The organism is Anaerohalosphaeraceae bacterium, assembly GCA_035378985.1.
Lineage (GTDB): Bacteria > Planctomycetota > Phycisphaerae > Sedimentisphaerales > Anaerohalosphaeraceae > JAHDQI01.
In genome coordinates this window covers 17,707-35,492 of the sequence record DAOSUR010000021.1, presented here as the reverse complement: position 1 = coordinate 35,492, position 17,786 = coordinate 17,707, and the positions used below count along the sequence as shown (strand labels likewise).

11 protein-coding genes and 1 CRISPR repeat array are annotated in these 17,786 nt (G+C 50.6%); all 11 genes read left to right on the top strand.

All coding sequences use genetic code 11. The features are described from left to right. Positions 1-63: 63 nt before the first annotated feature. A CRISPR array of direct repeats spans positions 64-3,405; the repeat unit is 36 nt; unit sequence CTTGCAATTTTTCCCTGATGAATAAGGGATTGAAAC. 291 nt (positions 3,406-3,696) lie between these two features. The 11 genes from PKY88_12055 (at position 3,697) to PKY88_12005 (ending at position 17,761) form a co-directional block, all read left to right on the top strand. Continuing rightward, positions 3,697-5,259, top strand: a complete 1,563-nt coding sequence (locus tag PKY88_12055; GenBank protein HOQ05933.1) for a TIGR02710 family CRISPR-associated CARF protein — start codon at positions 3,697-3,699, stop codon at positions 5,257-5,259. Between the two features lie 177 nt (positions 5,260-5,436). Then, positions 5,437-6,489, top strand: a complete 1,053-nt coding sequence (locus PKY88_12050; GenBank protein HOQ05932.1) for an alcohol dehydrogenase catalytic domain-containing protein — start codon at positions 5,437-5,439, stop codon at positions 6,487-6,489. 19 nt (positions 6,490-6,508) lie between these two features. Then, on the top strand, positions 6,509-7,759 hold the full coding sequence (locus tag PKY88_12045) for a competence/damage-inducible protein A (GenBank protein ID HOQ05931.1): 1,251 nt from the start codon (positions 6,509-6,511) through the stop codon (positions 7,757-7,759). 59 nt (positions 7,760-7,818) lie between these two features. Beyond that, positions 7,819-9,534 (top strand): GspE/PulE family protein, encoded by a 1,716-nt coding sequence (locus PKY88_12040; protein ID HOQ05930.1) that lies wholly within the window; start codon positions 7,819-7,821, stop codon positions 9,532-9,534. Between the two features lie 28 nt (positions 9,535-9,562). Continuing rightward, on the top strand, positions 9,563-10,702 hold the full coding sequence (locus tag PKY88_12035) for a type IV pilus twitching motility protein PilT (GenBank protein HOQ05929.1): 1,140 nt from the start codon (positions 9,563-9,565) through the stop codon (positions 10,700-10,702). A 375-nt stretch (positions 10,703-11,077) separates the two neighbouring features. Continuing rightward, positions 11,078-12,760 carry an ATPase, T2SS/T4P/T4SS family gene (locus PKY88_12030; GenBank protein HOQ05928.1) on the top strand — a complete coding sequence of 561 codons (1,683 nt, stop codon included), beginning with the start codon at positions 11,078-11,080 and terminating at the stop codon, positions 12,758-12,760. A 65-nt stretch (positions 12,761-12,825) separates the two neighbouring features. Further along, a complete protein-coding gene (locus PKY88_12025) occupies positions 12,826-14,079 on the top strand; it encodes a type II secretion system F family protein (protein HOQ05927.1) in 1,254 nt (417 codons plus the stop codon). Positions 14,080-14,121: 42 nt separating this feature from the next. Then, positions 14,122-15,108 carry a type II secretion system protein gene (locus PKY88_12020; protein ID HOQ05926.1) on the top strand — a complete coding sequence of 329 codons (987 nt, stop codon included), beginning with the start codon at positions 14,122-14,124 and terminating at the stop codon, positions 15,106-15,108. 39 nt (positions 15,109-15,147) lie between these two features. Next, positions 15,148-15,807, top strand: a complete 660-nt coding sequence (locus tag PKY88_12015; protein ID HOQ05925.1) for a type II secretion system protein — start codon at positions 15,148-15,150, stop codon at positions 15,805-15,807. A gap of 26 nt (positions 15,808-15,833) precedes the next feature. Further along, a complete protein-coding gene (locus PKY88_12010; GenBank protein HOQ05924.1) occupies positions 15,834-16,814 on the top strand; it encodes a type II secretion system protein in 981 nt (326 codons plus the stop codon). A gap of 32 nt (positions 16,815-16,846) precedes the next feature. Continuing rightward, complete coding sequence (locus PKY88_12005) at positions 16,847-17,761, top strand: type II secretion system protein (GenBank protein ID HOQ05923.1); 915 nt, start codon at positions 16,847-16,849, stop codon at positions 17,759-17,761. Positions 17,762-17,786 lie beyond the last annotated feature (25 nt).

The following is a 17,786-nucleotide window of genomic DNA, read 5'->3' as shown; positions in this document are numbered from 1 at the left end:
CCTGATGAATAAGGGATTGAAACTTTACGCTGTTGCCGAACTCAAAGACGGAAGCCGACAGTTCTTGCAATTTTTCCCTGATGAATAAGGGATTGAAACAGCCGAGGCCGCAAAACATTTTGACGACTGCTGCCGGCCTTGCAATTTTTCCCTGATGAATAAGGGATTGAAACGTTAAAGAAAAGGTCGTGCCGGTGATTTTCCAGCAGCTCCGGCCCTTGCAATTTTTCCCTGATGAATAAGGGATTGAAACGTCAATCGCAAACGGCCCGCCGGATGGAGGTCTGCCGTCGTCTTGCAATTTTTCCCTGATGAATAAGGGATTGAAACTGCCGCACGAGCGGCCTCTTCTCTTTCTTCCTCTTTGGCCGCTTGCAATTTTTCCCTGATGAATAAGGGATTGAAACACCGGCGGCGTTGTGCGGATTACAGGGGCCGGAGCCATTCTTGCAATTTTTCCCTGATGAATAAGGGATTGAAACTCCTTGCTCTGCTTGAAAGAGAAGAGAAGCGCGATGAGACCTTGCAATTTTTCCCTGATGAATAAGGGATTGAAACTTGCCGAATGCGAACAGGATGGCTTTTCGGGATGGTTTTCTTGCAATTTTTCCCTGATGAATAAGGGATTGAAACTAACAAAAAAAAAGCAGGAGGGCTACGCGCCCGCCTGCTCTTGCAATTTTTCCCTGATGAATAAGGGATTGAAACCGCTGTCATCCACTTTTCCGTTGGCCGCACAGTAAATCGCCGCTTGCAATTTTTCCCTGATGAATAAGGGATTGAAACTTCCGATAGTCAAACAGCTTTTTAACACGTATTTCAGTCCTTGCAATTTTTCCCTGATGAATAAGGGATTGAAACCACTGCCGCCGAAGCGGACCACGGCCCATTTAATGCCCGTGCTTGCAATTTTTCCCTGATGAATAAGGGATTGAAACTTTTAAATAAGCAGGGATTCTCATCACCAAAATGCCTCGAACTTGCAATTTTTCCCTGATGAATAAGGGATTGAAACTTCAAGCGGAGGAAAAGCCTCATCAAGTGTAATATCGCCATCTTGCAATTTTTCCCTGATGAATAAGGGATTGAAACGCCATTCGTAAAAGGAGTTGACCTGCGTCCCTCTTTTGCCGGCCCTTGCAATTTTTCCCTGATGAATAAGGGATTGAAACATTTAGAGGCAGACCGGCTGGTAAAGATTTCCAGCGGCTCGGTCTTGCAATTTTTCCCTGATGAATAAGGGATTGAAACTTTAAAAATAACATTTTTTTCTCCTTTCCCCCGCCGTTCTTGCAATTTTTCCCTGATGAATAAGGGATTGAAACTGAGCCGTCGCGGGTGCACGGGATTGAGCGGGATGTGAACTTGCAATTTTTCCCTGATGAATAAGGGATTGAAACAATTGTGATGCGCTTTTTCGTTATTGCCTTTTTGATGCTCTTGCAATTTTTCCCTGATGAATAAGGGATTGAAACGTCGAATCGGCGACGAGCAGCTTTCAGTGGGCGCGGATTCTTGCAATTTTTCCCTGATGAATAAGGGATTGAAACTGGAAATACTGGTTCGTGCCAGACATCTGGTGCTGTGTGATCTTGCAATTTTTCCCTGATGAATAAGGGATTGAAACTGTAGCGGCCGAATTCCAACTCGACCTGAAAAAACGCACTTGCAATTTTTCCCTGATGAATAAGGGATTGAAACAACTCTCTCTACAATGATACATTTGCACAAAGCCGATGTCTTGCAATTTTTCCCTGATGAATAAGGGATTGAAACACCTTTTACAGTCATCATTTTGGCTTCTCCGCAAATTGTTTTCTTGCAATTTTTCCCTGATGAATAAGGGATTGAAACATATCTGATATTCTATTATTTTCTTTTCCGACCTGTCGTCCTTGCAATTTTTCCCTGATGAATAAGGGATTGAAACGCCTTGATATCAAAACCAAGCCGCCGCAGAATTCCGGCGGCCTTGCAATTTTTCCCTGATGAATAAGGGATTGAAACGATTACCAAGTTGTAGAAGAGAGACATTTCGCCCATGACGTGCTTGCAATTTTTCCCTGATGAATAAGGGATTGAAACGCCGTCCTGAAAACGGAGCGACAAAAAAACGCAAGGGAATTACTCTTGCAATTTTTCCCTGATGAATAAGGGATTGAAACACAGCGATCTCAGGGGCTTCCCCCTCCAGCCGGAAAAGCCGGCTTGCAATTTTTCCCTGATGAATAAGGGATTGAAACAAATCGTCGGACCTTGGGCTACGGATTTTGATGAAATGGCCACTTGCAATTTTTCCCTGATGAATAAGGGATTGAAACATCCAAGCGGCACAATTTGAACAGCATTTTTCTCCATACTCTTGCAATTTTTCCCTGATGAATAAGGGATTGAAACACACTCTTTGTCTGTATATAGCGGTCCAGTGACCGCTCTACGTTCTTGCAATTTTTCCCTGATGAATAAGGGATTGAAACAACATTCAAAGCATTCAGGAGAAGTTTTTCTGGGAAATAATCTTGCAATTTTTCCCTGATGAATAAGGGATTGAAACATCCCCCGATAATCCGGGGACTTTTCTCCGGTCTTTTTGGCTTGCAATTTTTCCCTGATGAATAAGGGATTGAAACGCCAGGACACAGCAAATCTGGTTGGAGGCGGTTTCGTAGGGCACTTGCAATTTTTCCCTGATGAATAAGGGATTGAAACCCCTCGTCGTCATAGTAGGTGTGAAGGCGTGCGGCACTTCTTGCAATTTTTCCCTGATGAATAAGGGATTGAAACGGGAATAGTGGATAGAGGGTATCGGGTATGGTGCAAAAAAACTTGCAATTTTTCCCTGATGAATAAGGGATTGAAACAAGAGGACTCCGGCGATCGTCAGTTCGAGAGCGGAAGAGCCCTTGCAATTTTTCCCTGATGAATAAGGGATTGAAACAGCAGACTGTAGGGATCTGTCCTGTGGCAGATCTCTACCAGTCTTGCAATTTTTCCCTGATGAATAAGGGATTGAAACTTCCCCTTTCTTCAAAAAATGTTTCTGCCCGGACACGCGCCCTTGCAATTTTTCCCTGATGAATAAGGGATTGAAACAAAAGGCATATTTCGGATTGGTCTTCTACAATGCATAGAAATGCTCTTGCAATTTTTCCCTGATGAATAAGGGATTGAAACGTCGTTCAAATCCCGATGCAGCAAGGAGAAAAAGACGCCAAACTTGCAATTTTTCCCTGATGAATAAGGGATTGAAACTTCAAGGTCATTTATAAAGTTGTCCAATTGCTCGAGTTCTTCTTGCAATTTTTCCCTGATGAATAAAGGATTGAAACCTGAATATGCACCGGCTCTCCGAATAGCTGCACAGCTTCACTTGCAATTTTTCCCTGATGAATAAGGGATTGAAACGTCCGGCGTCCGGCCGCCGGTACCCAGTATCCTGCTGCCAGTCGCCAGTCAGCAGTTATCCTGTACTTTCGTTTGCTTTTTTCCTTCCTTTTTTTAATCCGTGTAATCCGTGAAATCCGTGGTTCGAAATTTGTTCTGATGTTCAAGTTTCGGATTTCGAGATTCGGATTTGGGGCTTTTTTGACGGCCGTACATCTCAGAAGACCTCCTGCTGTTTGTGTATAGATCCTTGACAAATTTCTTCTTTTCCTTTATAGTCCCTGCCGGAATGTCAGCAGGAAAGGGCAAAGAATGGACCTTCAAGGGATTGTGGCCCCAGCCGATTGGCCGAAAATTCAGGAGATTCGGGAAAAGTTTGCGGCAGAGAAAAACGGAGCCCAGGACCGCAATGTCCTCGCTGAGCTGCACAAACAAGCGCTGTCTTTTGAAATGCGGTATTTGCCCATGCTCAGTCAATCCATTCAGAAAGCACTGCCGAACGAAAAACGGGCTTTATTTATTCTGGTGGGTTTTAGTGAAGGGCCCATTCTGATTTCTATGGCCATCATCCAGCCCGAAAAAGCGGTTCTGATTCATACCAAAGAAAGCCAAAGGACCGTCGAATCCATCCTGTCCAATGAGACCTTCAAGGCCCTTTTGAAAGACCGGGTTTCTTTGGAACCCCTGTTCATCGACCCCTTGGACAGTGCTCAGACCTATCGAGACCTGGTTCGAATTGTCGAAAAGAAAGAGAACAAGTCCTACAGCTGGATTTGTGATATTACCGGCGGCAAAAAAGCTATGAGCGGAACGCTGGCCGCTTTTGGATTTTGGCGGCGCATTCCCGTACTTTATTTGGACAGCGTGGAAGTCAAAGGAATTACGGAGCCGTTTTCTGAGAACTTATATCTTTTAAAAAATCCGTATGACTGCTATGGGGACCCTGTGCTTCAGACTGCCGAAAAGGCCCTGCAGCGGTTTGATTTTGCGTCGGCCCTGTCCGCCCTGCAGACGCTTCTGGACACCACCAGCTTTCAGGAACAATATCACAAAACCGAGATGGCCATTCAGGTCATCCGGCTGTATCACCAGTGGGACCGGTTCGCTCACAGTGAGCCGAATAAAGAATATGCAGGGACATTTTACGCCACCTTTGAAAAAACACTTCAGACGTGTCAGCGTCTGAATCATCAGTTTATTTCTCCGGACGAAGTCGAAGACAATCTGACTTTTCTGAAAGGTCTGAAAAAGGCGTATGAGCCGAATAAACCGGCGCTGCTGGATCCCTATCGTCTGATCGACCTTCTCCGGAATGCTGAACGCCGCGGGATCCAGGAAAGTTATGATGACGCCGTTGCCCGACTCTACCGGTGCATCGAGATGGCAGCCAGCCTTCTTTTATCCAGACTGATCCCTGATTTTGACCCCGGCAGCGCAGACTGGGAAGCCCTTCGGAAACAGTTTGTCGGCTGTGATCTGGATGCCTTGTACAGGCAGAAATCTAAAGAATGCGGAGAACGGGCGGAGGGCCTGCCCAAGCTCAAGCGAGTCGGCCTGGCGGTTCAGATTGTTCTGGGAGCAGTTATCGCCGAGGCGGCAAAACAATATCCGGAACGATTCAGCGACCAGCAGAAACAAGACGCAAAAAAAGCCCAAAATCTGTTCGGAATTTACAAAGACCACAGTTCGCAGAATGACGGTATTTTTGCCCGGCGAAATCGGTCTATTCTGGCGCACGGAAGCCGGCCTGTCGAAAAACAAACCTTTGAGAAATTCTTATCGGTCGCAAAAGAAATCTGCAAGCTGACTGTCAGCGATGATTGGCAGATGCTGTACACTCAATCCAAATTTCCGGTCTTTCGTTTAACGGAATAATAAATATTTCGCTGCCGCTGTCCAAAGACCGTCGAAACCGGCGGAGTTTTTTTTGTGCCGTCGGTGCGGCTTTTTGTTTATAATACCTCATCCGAACCCCGCGCTGGGGAGCTATTGTAAATATTGTTCCCGCCGAATCCTGTTATGAAGCCGGCGGACAATCAGCGGAGGAATCTTTTGGCGAAAAAAATGTCTATGAAAGCCCAGCTGCTGACTGGGATTGAGCGAATCGAAATGGCGGAAGTGCCCCGCCCGTCGGTCCGCGGGCCGAACGATGTCCTGGTTCGGGTGCGGGCGGTGGGGGTATGCGGCAGCGATGTACACTATTACGAAACCGGCCGAATCGGCAGCCAGGTGGTGGAGTTTCCGTTTGTGGTCGGCCACGAATGCGCCGGCACCGTGGAGCAGGTCGGGCCGGAGGTTCGGCGTGTGCGGCCGGGTCAAACGGTTGCCGTGGACCCGCTGATTGCCTGCGGGCGGTGCGATCAGTGCCGGCAGGGACGCATCAATACCTGCCGAAACCAGAAATTTTTGGGCTGTCCGGGGCAGATTTCCGGCTGTCTTTGCGAGTATATCGTGATGCCGGAGGACAGCTGCTTTCCGACGGGGGACAAGATTACCCTCGAACAGGCGGTGTTGTGCGAGCCGCTGGCCATCGGAATTTATGCCGTTCAGCTGGCCGGTCTGAAGGCGGGGGCACGCATTGCGATTCTCGGCTCCGGCCCTATCGGGCTGTCGGTTCTGGAAGCGGCCAAAGCCGCCGGAGTGGAACGAATATATGTGACGGATAAAATCGAGGCCCGCCTGAAGGCCGCGGAACGGGCCGGGGCGATTTGGTGCGGCAATCCGCTTTTTCAGGATATCCCCTCGGCGATCCTCCGGCACGAACCGCTGGGACTGGATGCTGTTTTCGAATGTGCCGGCCAGCAGCAGACGCTGGACCATGGGGTGGACCTGCTGGCCCCCGGCGGGCGGCTGATGCTCGTGGGAATCCCCAGGGAGGACCGCGTCAGTTTTGTTCCGGACCGGATGCGTCGAAAAGAGTTGACGCTGATCAATGTCCGCCGGCAGAATCACTGCACGCAGAAAGCGATTGACTGGGTGGCGGAGGGCCGCGTAAACGTGGATTATATGCTGACCCATCGGTTTTCGTTTGAGCAGACGCCGTCGGCTTTTGAGCTTGTCTCCGACTATCGGGATGGGGTCATCAAGGCCCTGATTGAGGTCTGACGGCGGGGGTTGGAAGGGAATGAAAAGCGCTTCGATTGTTGCCGTCGGAAATGAACTGCTGAACGGCCAGCGTGTCGATACGAATTCGAACTGGCTGCAGGGCCGGCTTTTGCGGCTCGGGTATCGAACCTGCCGGGTGGTTTTGGTGCCGGATGATGTAGAGGCCATTGCCGCTGTTTTGGGTGAGGTTTCCCGGATAAGCGATGTGGTGATTCTAACGGGGGGATTGGGGCCGACGGCCGATGACCTGACCCGGTTTGCGCTGGGCAAGTTTTTGGGCAGGCCTTTGGAGTTTCGAGCGGATATCTGGCAGACGATTGAAGCGTTTTTTGAGCGGCGGGGGCTGAAAACCGCATCCACCAATCGTGTCCAGGCGTATTTGCCTTGCGGAGCGAAGGCCCTGGCAAATCCGAAGGGGACGGCATGCGGGATTTCGGCCGAGCAGGGGGGCAAGCGGTATTTTTGTCTGCCGGGTGTGCCGTCGGAAATGATGGCGATGTTTAATGACAGTGTTTGTCCGGAACTGACAGCCGACGGCCGAACAGACGTCATTGAGATGGGGAAAGTCCGCTGTTTCGGGGTCGGGGAATCCGTCATTGCCGAAAAACTGGGCGATTTGATGCGGCGGGAACGAAATCCGCAGATTAATACCACTGTTGAAGGCGGAGATGTCTTGCTGCATATTATTGCGTCGGCTGCGGACGGCCAATCCGCCGGGCAAATGATTGATGCGGATAAGAATTTACTCTGTCAAATACTCGGGGATGCAGTGTATGGATTTGATGAGGACACTCTGCCGCAGGTTGTGGGACGGCTTTTCAGAGAAAAACGGCTGAAATTAGCAGTTGCGGAGTCCTGTACAGGGGGGTTGCTGGCCAAGATGATTACGGATATTCCGGGCTCCAGCGAGTACTTTTGGGGAGGGTGGGTGACCTACAGCAACGAGGCAAAAATCCGGGATTTGGGGGTGTCGGAGGATTTGATAAGCCGGTATGGTGCTGTGTCGGAGCCGGTTGCGGCCGCAATGGCTGCCGGCGCCGCTCAGCGAAGCGGCGCGGATGCCGCTTTAAGTATCAGCGGAATTGCCGGTCCGGAAGGCGGGACACCCGAAAAGCCGGTGGGGATGGTTTGTATCGGTCTTTTCTTTCTGGGACGGACGGAGGTTCAAACCTTCCGGTTTGCGCCGGTGGGCCGAGAAACGGTACGCCAGCGGGCTTCCTTGACAGCGCTGAATTGGCTTCGATTGCAGCTGAAAGGTTTGACTGTTTAGAAAAGTTTTGTTATATTGAACCTTTCTAAACGTCAAAAGTAGTCTCAAACAGGGGAAATATGGCCAAGAGCCGCAGACATTTGGGAGAGATTTTATACGCCAAAGGGTGGGTGGATAAGCCCAATCTGATTAAAGCCCTCAAAAAAGCCAAGGAGACGAACCGGCGTTTGGGCGAAACGCTCGTGGAGATGGGTCTTGCCACAGAAGACCAGATTATGCAGGCCTTGGCTCGCCAATTCGGGATGAATTATGTCGATTTGGACGAGGTCGAAATCCCATCCGACATTCGAAGTCTGATTCCTGAAGAAATTATTAAGAAACATCGGGTTCTGCCGCTTGGGAAAGAAAATGGCCGGCTGAAAATCATTATTCCGGACCCGATGAACTTGGAACTGCTGGATCTGTTGCGGTTTCGTCTGGCTTCCGATTTGGAATGTTATCTGGCCAGTCCGAGCAAGATTGAGGCTTATATCAATCGCAAGATGGATGAGGTCCGCAGCAGTATTGACGCAACGGCGGCGGAACTGGCCGAAGCGGGGCATGCTATTGAGGCGGAAGTGCGGCGGGCGCAGGCTTCAGAAGAGGATGAAGGGCCGATTATCCGCCTGGTCAACCTCATCATCGACGAGGCGGTCAAGATGCGGGCCAGCGATATTCATATTGAGCCGATGGCCGACCGAGTGAGGATTCGTTATCGAATTGACGGAGTTTGCATTGAACGAGACAACATTCCGAAGAACATGCAGGCCCCTCTTTTGGCCCGTATTAAGATTATGTCGGGTATGGATATCGGCGAGAGGCGGCTTCCGCAGGACGGCCGTATCAAAAGACGGGTTGAAAACCAGGATATTGACTTTCGTGTGTCCTGTCTGCCGGGCTATCACGGGGAAAGCACCGTCCTGCGTATCTTGCGGCCTGATTCAGTCAATATTGGTATTCAGGCGATTGGTTTTGAACCGGATGATTATGAGCGGTTTATCCGAATTATTAAGCGTCCCAATGGAATTTTTCTGGTGACCGGACCGACCGGAAGCGGAAAAACGACCACCCTGTATGCAGCCCTGCAGGAACTGAACCGTCCGGACAAGAAAATCATCACGGCGGAAGACCCGGTTGAATACAATATCAGCGGAATCAACCAGTGTCAGGTCCGAACGGAAATCGGTCTGACGTTTGAAAAGATTCTGCGGGCGATGCTGCGTCAGTCGCCGAACATCATCCTAATCGGTGAAATTCGTGATGGTGTGGTGGCGGATATTGCTATTCAGGCGGCCCTGACAGGCCACCTGGTATTCAGTACCCTTCACACCAATGATGCTCCCAGTGCCATTACCCGTCTGATTGATATGGGGGTCAAACCCTTCCTGGTAGCCAGTTCGATTCAGGCTATTATGGCCCAGCGTCTGGTTCGTACGATTTGCAAGAATTGTAAAGTGATTGATGAAAAGCCCGATCCTCATTATTTGCGGCTTTTGAATATTACACCGGAAGATATTCGCAAACATCCGATTTATAAAGGGGCCGGATGCAGCCGATGTCAGGGAACGGGATACCGCGGGCGAATTGCCATTTTTGAAATGATGGAGATGAACAGCCAATTGCGGGAGCTGGCCTTCCAGAAGGCGCCGACGACGGAGCTTCGCAAGGCGGCTCGAGCCAGCGGGATGAAGACGCTGCTGATGGACGGACGAATTAAAGTATTCAAAGGGATTACAACTCCGCAGGAAGTAACCAATGTAACCCAGGCGGAAGGACTTGTGATCGATACGGCTTAGACATTGGTTTTGGAATAGGGAAAGGACTATGCCTTCACTTCATATTGACCGTTTGCTGGAAGCGTGCATTAAAATGGGCGGCTCGGACCTGCATTTGGTCGTCGGCCGTCCCCCGGTTCTTCGAATCAGCGGACGTCTTCGTTCGCTGGATACCAAGGTTCTCGAGCCGGAAGATACGGTGGCTCTGATGAAAAGCATCACACCGGAAAGAAACCAGCAGGAACTTCAGGAGGTTGGGGGCACGGACTTTGGTTTTGCTTTTGGAGATGCGGGGCGGTTCCGTACAGCGGTTTTCCGTCAAAAGGGACATATTTCAATGGTGCTTCGTTTGATTCCCTCGGAACTGCTGACGTTTGAGCAGATTGGCTTGCCGAAGATTTGTGCGGCTTTGTGTCGACGCCCCAGAGGGCTGTTTTTGGTGACAGGTCCGACAGGTTCCGGTAAAACGACAACTCTGGCAAGTATGATTAATTATATTAACGAGAATCTGGACCTGCATATTATTACAATTGAAGAGCCGATTGAATATTATCATCAGCACAAAAAATCGATTATTAACCAGCGTGAGGTTGGGATTGATGTCCCGACATTCGCGGAAGCCCTTCGCCGTTCATTGCGTCAGGACCCGGATGTCATTCTGGTGGGTGAATTGCGCGACTTGGAAACAATGGAAGCAGCCATTACGGCGGCGGAAACCGGACACCTTGTGTTCGGAACTTTGCACACAACCGGCTGTCAGGGAACAGTAAACCGTATTATTGATGCCTTTCCCGTCAGCCAGCAGGAGCAGATTCGCGTTCAGTTGAGCACGAACCTGATTGCTGTATTAAGCCAGGCCCTCTGTCCCCGGATTCCAAAAGGACGTGTAGCGGCCTATGAATTTATGGTGGTTACGCCGGCTATTTCGAACCTGATTCGTGAAAATAAGGTTTATCGTATTGAGTCGAGCATTCAGATTGGGAAAAAACTCGGAATGCAGCTTTTGGACGACCATCTGTGGGAATTGTGGGAAAACGAGAAAATAAGTCTTGAAACGATGCTTGATTATGCGAGAAACCCCGGTGAATTGCTGGAGAAAGCGGAAAAGAAGATGGGCGTTTCGATGAAAGGAAAGATGAAAGGCAAGAGCATCGAAGATGAATACGGGCCAATTTTGAAGACTTCATAATAAGGAGACTTTTTCGATATTATTTGTTTTATTTTTTCTGTTATTTGCCAAGTGTCCAATTGTTTTTTTGCTAAAAATAATATCTTTTTTCAGACTTTCATCTGACAAATTGTTCAAGACCCTCTTTTCTTTCAGCTCAGTTTGTTCTTCTTGTTTTTGCTTTTTCCTTTTAGATTTTTTGTATTTGGGCAATGGATTGGGCAAGAAATTTTGTTATTTGCCAAGTGTCCATGCTCAAAAAGATGTTGAACCGGTTTTCGATAGTCCGTATAATTTTATAGAGGCGAAACTTATCTGGTTGGAGAACAGAAAATGGCAAAGTTGCCTCCGGTACAAGAATTAAAAGGCAGAACATTAGGCCGAATATTGATAAAAATGGGCCTTGTAACTCGTGAACAAGTTCATGAGGCCCTGCGCATTCAGAAGGAACGGGGAAAGGTCAAAATCGGTCAGATTTTTATTGAGATGGGGCTTATCAAGGAGAAGGAGCTTGCCATCGCTTTGGCCGGTCAGCGGGGGATGGAATATATCGAGATAGATAGTCTTGAAATTCCTCAGGAAGTTATCAGTCAGGTCCCCGCACAAATGGCCAAAACCTATCGGATTCTTCCTATTGATTATGATAAGAAACGCAACCATCTGGTTGTGGCTTTGGACAGTCCAGACAATTTCCGGGCTACGGATGATTTGAGCACCCTGATGGGCTTTACCGTTGAAGCCAAGGTAGCCGACCCGGATGCCCTGAATGCGGCTATGAATAAGTATTACGCCGAGGAGGATGAGAGTCTGACGGACCTGATCGGCGAAATTGAAAGCGATAAGGGACTGGCAAGCCTGCAGGGGAGAGATGCCAGCATTGATTTGGATGAATTGAAGGAAGCCGCTGATTCCAACCCCGTCAAGAAACTGCTCAACCTGGTTTTGCTGAAAGCCATTCAGGACAAGGCCTCGGATATTCATTTCGAGCCGTTTGAAAATGAATTTAAGATGCGGTACCGAATTGACGGCGTTCTCTATGAAATGGTACCTCCTCCCAAGCATATTGCATTGGCTCTTTCCAGCCGTATCAAAGTGATGGCCAATCTGGATATTGCAGAACGGCGTCTGCCGCAGGACGGACGTATCCCCCTTGTGGTGGGCGGCAATCCCGTGGACCTTCGTGTGAGCATTCTGCCGACAATGTTTGGAGAAAGCGTGGTGCTTCGCGTTCTGGACAGAAAGCAGGTCGATTTGCGGCTGGATATGCTCGGAATGACGGAACGAGACCTGAAAATTGTCCGCCAGCTCATTAACAAGCCCAACGGGATCTTGATTGTAACAGGCCCGACCGGTTCCGGGAAGACCACAACTCTTTATTCTGCCCTCAAAGAGCTGAATTCTATTGATACCAAGATTATTACAACCGAAAACCCCGTTGAGTACGACATTGACGGGCTGATTCAGGTTCAGATTCGCCCGGAAATCGGATTAACCTTTGCCAAGTGCCTGCGTTCGATTTTGCGTCAGGACCCGGATATCGTGATGGTCGGAGAAATTCGAGACCTCGAAACGGCGGAGATTTCCATTCAGGCGTCTCTGACTGGTCACCTGGTGTTTACCACGCTTCACACCAATGATGCCCCCAGCACCATCGCTCGTCTTTTGGATTTGGGGCTGGAGACTTTCTTGGTGACGGCAACACTGGAGGGGATTATTGCCCAGCGGCTGGTTCGGCGCATCTGCACCAACTGTAAGACGGAATACCAGCCGACGGAAGAGCAGCTGATGGAGCTGGGGCTGACGCCGGAGGATGCGGCTGACAAGAAATTTTATTACGGACGCGGCTGTGATATGTGCAACAACACCGGTTATCGCGGACGAACAGGTTTATTTGAGATTATGACGTTTGATGATGAAATTCGGGATTTGATTATGAATCATGCCTCCACGGCGGTTCTGCGCGAGGCGGCCCGCCGAAAAGGGATGAAAACCCTCCGCGAGAACGGTCTGGAACTGATTTACAGCGGCATTACGACGCTGGATGAGGTGGCCCGGGAAACGATTGCGGTGGAGGCGTAAGGAAGCGGCGCAGGATTCAGCGGAGTCCTGCGGTCGGGACGGTTCCTATTCGGAGGTAAACGAATATGACGATTTTTCAATACACAGCGCTGGATGCCAAGGGCAATGAGGTCAAAGCCGAGATAGATGCCCTCAGCAGCAAAGAAGCCATCAGCAAAATCCGCAGCAAAGGGCTTTTCCCCACAAAGGTGCGGGCGCAGGGGGCCGCCAAAAAGGCCAAAGCTGAAACGGCGGCGGCTCCGCGGCGAAGACGCTCCGGCGGCAAGGTCAAAACCAAGCAAATTACGCAGTTTGCCCGCCAGCTGTCCACGCTTCAGGATGCGGGTTTGGCCATTCTTCGTTCGCTTCGCATTCTGGAAGAGCAGCAGAAATCCGGCACCCTCAAGCGCGTCATCGGCTATGTCGCGGATGATATTGAAGGCGGTTCGACGCTTTCAGAGGCGATGGCCAAACACCCCAAAACCTTTAACCGGCTGTTTGTCAATATGGTGGCGGCGGGCGAGGTGGGCGGTGTGCTCGATGTGATTCTGGCTCGTGTGGCCGACTTTATGGAAAAGTCCGAACGGCTCAAATCGAAAATCAAAGGCGCCATGGTCTATCCGGTGGTTGTGATGACCGTGGCGTTTCTGATTGTGCTGGGGCTGATGATTTTCATCATTCCGACCTTCTCTCAGGTGCTGACGGATATGAGCGACGGCAAGCAGGGACTGCCGGCACTGACGCAGGGGCTTCTGAATATCAGCCAGTGGCTGCTGGGCAACAAGGGACTCAATGCCGGATTGGTGGCGATTTCCCCGTTTTTCGTGATTATGTTTTTTAAGTTTCTGCGGCGTTTTCGCTACGGGCGTTATGCGCTCGACTGGCTCAAACTCCATCTGCCGGTGGTTCGCCGGCTGGTTTATCTGACAACCGTTGCCCGCTGGACTCGAACGCTGGCGACGCTGATTGGGGCCGGTGTGCCGATTCTGGAGGCCATCAACATTACGCGGGAAACGGCGGACAACGAGGTCTATTCGGCGATGCTCGGCAAGGTGCATCAGGCGATTCGGCAGGGTGATACGTTTGCCAATCCGCTGCGGCAGTCCAAAACCGTGGACTCCATTGTGGTCAACATGGTGGATGTCGGCGAGGAAACCGGCGATCTGGACAAGATGCTGATGAAAGTGGCGGACAATTTCGATGAAGAGGCCGACGTGATGGTCGGTGCAATGATGAGTCTGCTGGAACCGATTATGATTGTGTCGCTGGGCCTGATTGTCGGCACCATCGTCGTGGCGATGTTCCTGCCGATGGTGAAAGTCATTCAGGTGCTGATGTAATCTCAAACGCATTTATCAATACAAATCAGAAAGGAACGATTCATGAACAGACGAAAACGGGGAAAAGGCGGATTTACGATTGTGGAACTGCTGACGGTGATGGGGGTGATTGCCCTGCTGATTGGACTGCTGGTGCCGGCGCTGAATATGGTCAAGGACTATTCCCGCGAGATTCAGCAGAGGGCCCAGTTCCACAGCATTGATGTCGGTCTGGAGATGTTTAAAAACGATTTCGGCGTCTATCCGGAATCCGATGAAAACTCGTATCGAGTCCCGGCACATCCGATTGATCCGACTTATTATTGCGGGGCGACAAAGCTTGCCGAGGCGATGGTCGGCCTGGATTTGCTCGGATTTCATCCCAAGTCGGGCTTTACGGCCAGCGGTCTGAATGATTTGGATGGGGTGGGAGTCGGAGCAGGGGTTGTGCAGATTTATGATGCAATCAACGGAATCAATGTCCCCAATGTCTATGTCGAAACCGGTTCTCAGAATATTGATGTTCGCAAGAAGTATATTGATCTGGAACATGCGAATGCCTATCGAATCGATGACATTTATGTCAACTGGGGCTCTTTCAACCGGTACAATTTCCTGCTTTGTGATGTGTATGCCAAGAAAAGGCAGTCCGGAAAGAAGACGGGAATGCCGATTCTGTATTACCGGGCCCGCACGGCCTACAAGTTCCAGAATTATCTTTGGTCCGATTTAGGCAGCGACCAGAATCCCGCCCAGAATGATGATATTTACAACTATTGGGATAATGAACGGCTGCTGGCACTCGGAGACCCGGAGCAGGGAACAACGATACTTCATCCGCTTCGAACCGGAACTGTTGTGGATGATTTGCAGCGGTTTGAGGAGATGATTCTGAATAAGCAGGTTCAGACGGCCACCAAGACCGCCGCTTTTCCGGATGGTGTAAAACGTCCGTATCGGGCGGATTCGTACATTCTGATTTCGGCCGGCAAGGACGGACTGTACGGCACAGCGGATGACGTGCTGAATTTCGAAAAGGGTAAGGAGTAACCGGCCGTGTCCCTTTGGGGCATTCCGGGCGGAGAAAGTATGTTCATAACGCACCGAGAAGACGGGATGACGCTGGCAGAGGTGCTGGTTACGCTGGCAGTGGTGCTGATTCTGGTCGGTGTTTTGAGCGGTCTGGGGATTCATCTGAAACGTCAGTCGGAGATTCGGCTGACGGAAAGCACTCTGGCCGTCCTGGCAACAGCTCTCGAGCAGTATTACAACGATTACCACTCTTATGTGCCGCAGGTGAACAGCGAGTTTGGGTTTGAATGTGCTGCTTTTGGTGAAAATGCCTCCGGTCAGCCCAACAATACGGTTACGATTACACAGGGGGTTCATCTTCAGAATACGGCGGAGAATCCCTCTTTGGAGGCCGCCGCCTGGTCCAGCGAAGCTCTCTATTATTTTCTGAATCGAAGTCCGAACAGCAAGGCGATTCTCGGAACCCTTCTGGACCAGTTTCTTTCCAATAAGGATGCATCGGGGCGGGTGCTCCTGATTGAGATTCCGACGGGCAGCACACCGACGGATTTGATTCGCTTTGTGGATGTGTGGGGAATGCCGATTCGATATCAGTATGACCCCGATGATCCGGCGGATCCGTCGGATTCGTATGATGCTTTTCCGGTTCTGATTTCAGCCGGACCGGATAAGAAGTTCGAGACGGTACAGGATAATGTCGTCAATCCGCAGCCGTAAGGACGGCTCATAGGAAAGAAACAGTTATGGAAATGAAACAGAAAAAAGCAGGCGGCTTTACGCTGATTGAACTGCTGGTGGTGGTGGCGATTATTTCGATGCTGGTGGGGCTGCTGACTGTCGGGCTTCGCAAAACGAAGATTATCTCCACAGGGCTTCGGCAGAAGTCTGTCTTTCACTCGATGGAAATCGGGCTGGAATTGTTCAGCAAGGATTTTGATGATTATCCCGAATCGAAGGTGCTGCCCAACTCTACTTCTGCCAATCAGGTCTGCGGGGCCCAGCATCTGGTTGAGGCACTGGTCGGGCGGGATGAGGCCGGTCTGGAGCCGCGGACGGGCTGGTATGCCCCGAATGATGCGGCATACAGCCCTGAAGGGACAAAGATTAACAACGCGGATTACTATTTTTATGACTCCACCTCGGAGGTCAGCCGCAACCGCCGCAAAGGGCCGTATGCGGAGCTGAAATATGTGGATGTCTTTACAATTTATGAACTTTGGCAGGGGAATAACGGTTCGTCCCGCATTTATGATTCACAGGGAGCCGCTTCAGCGGCCCGCAGAGCACCGGTGTTTACCGATACCTTCAAACGGGCTTCGGTTTCGCTGCCGAACGGTGCTTCCGTGCGGGTGGGAATGCCGATTCTGTATTTTAAGGCCAATCGGGCGGCGCCGCAGCCGTTTCGGCTGGATGCGACGGGGCGCAGCACGGTGACCAATCCGACGGCGGCGGATATGCAGAAGTGGACGTATAATTTTCTGGATAATGCGGCGGTGGCCGACCTTCCGCTGCTGGACAACCCTTCTGCGGCCGCGGCCCACTATACGGATCCCCAAAATCCTTCCAAAACCAAAGCCCAGGTTTTTTATGAACAGATTACTCAGCGAAGCGAACCGGCCCGCCCGTTCTATAAGCCCTTTAATGCGAACAAATATCTGCTGATTTCCGCCGGCTGGGATGGCCTGTACGGCACCAAGGATGATATTACCAATTTTGAATACTAACGGCATCAAGCCCAAATTCAGGAGGCGTCTGTATGCGTGCCTGTAACGAAAACAAAAAAACGTATATCGGATTTACGCTGACGGAGATGCTGACGGCCCTGGCCGTGATTGCCGTACTGCTGGCATTGCTGATTCCGGCGCTGAGTATGGTCCAGAAGAAAGCCATGGTGGTTAAGCAGCGGGCGCAGTTTCACGCAATTGAAGTCGGACTGGAGGCCTTCCGTTCCGACTGGGGGGATTATCCGCCCAGTGAATACAACATGGCCAAGTACGGCAATGGGAGTGTCGCTTCGTTTCGGCTGACGGAAGCCCTGATCGGCGGTGATGGTTTTGGATTCCATCCCAATTCTGTTTTTTATCAGGATTATCTGTTTGACCAGAACGGCGACGGGACTTTTAGTGCGGCGGAAACGGTTTATCATGCGGCGACGGATTTGGCCTGGGAGACGGCCGCTCAAAATCGTGCGGCCCGCAAAGGTCCTTATCTGGAACTGGAAACGGCCAATGCCGTCAAACTGCAGGATATCTATGGTGCGAACACCGGTTCCCTGAGCGGAACGATGTTTGTGCTGGCGGACGCCTTTTCGAAGAAGATGCGGGCGACCGGGAAAGAGGTCGGGATGCCGATCCTCTATTACAGGGCCAATGTGAGCCAAATCGGAATGGACCCTGTCCGAGCCAACTGGGGAACCAACACGTATAATCTGAACGACAGTTATGCAGCGGGCAGCGGGATTATTTCCTTAACGGTTCCGTTCCAATCCTCGAAAACGACTCACGATTTGAATGAGGATGCGGCGGATGACGGCATCAACTGGTTTTACCGTGTGATTGCCAATCCGAACTTTACGTCTCCGCCGCGGCCGTATCGTGCCAATTCGTTCCTGCTTCAAAGTGCAGGGCCGGATGGTATCTATGGGACGGCGGATGACTTGTTTAATTTCTAAGGTTCAGTTTTTGGATGGGCTTTTT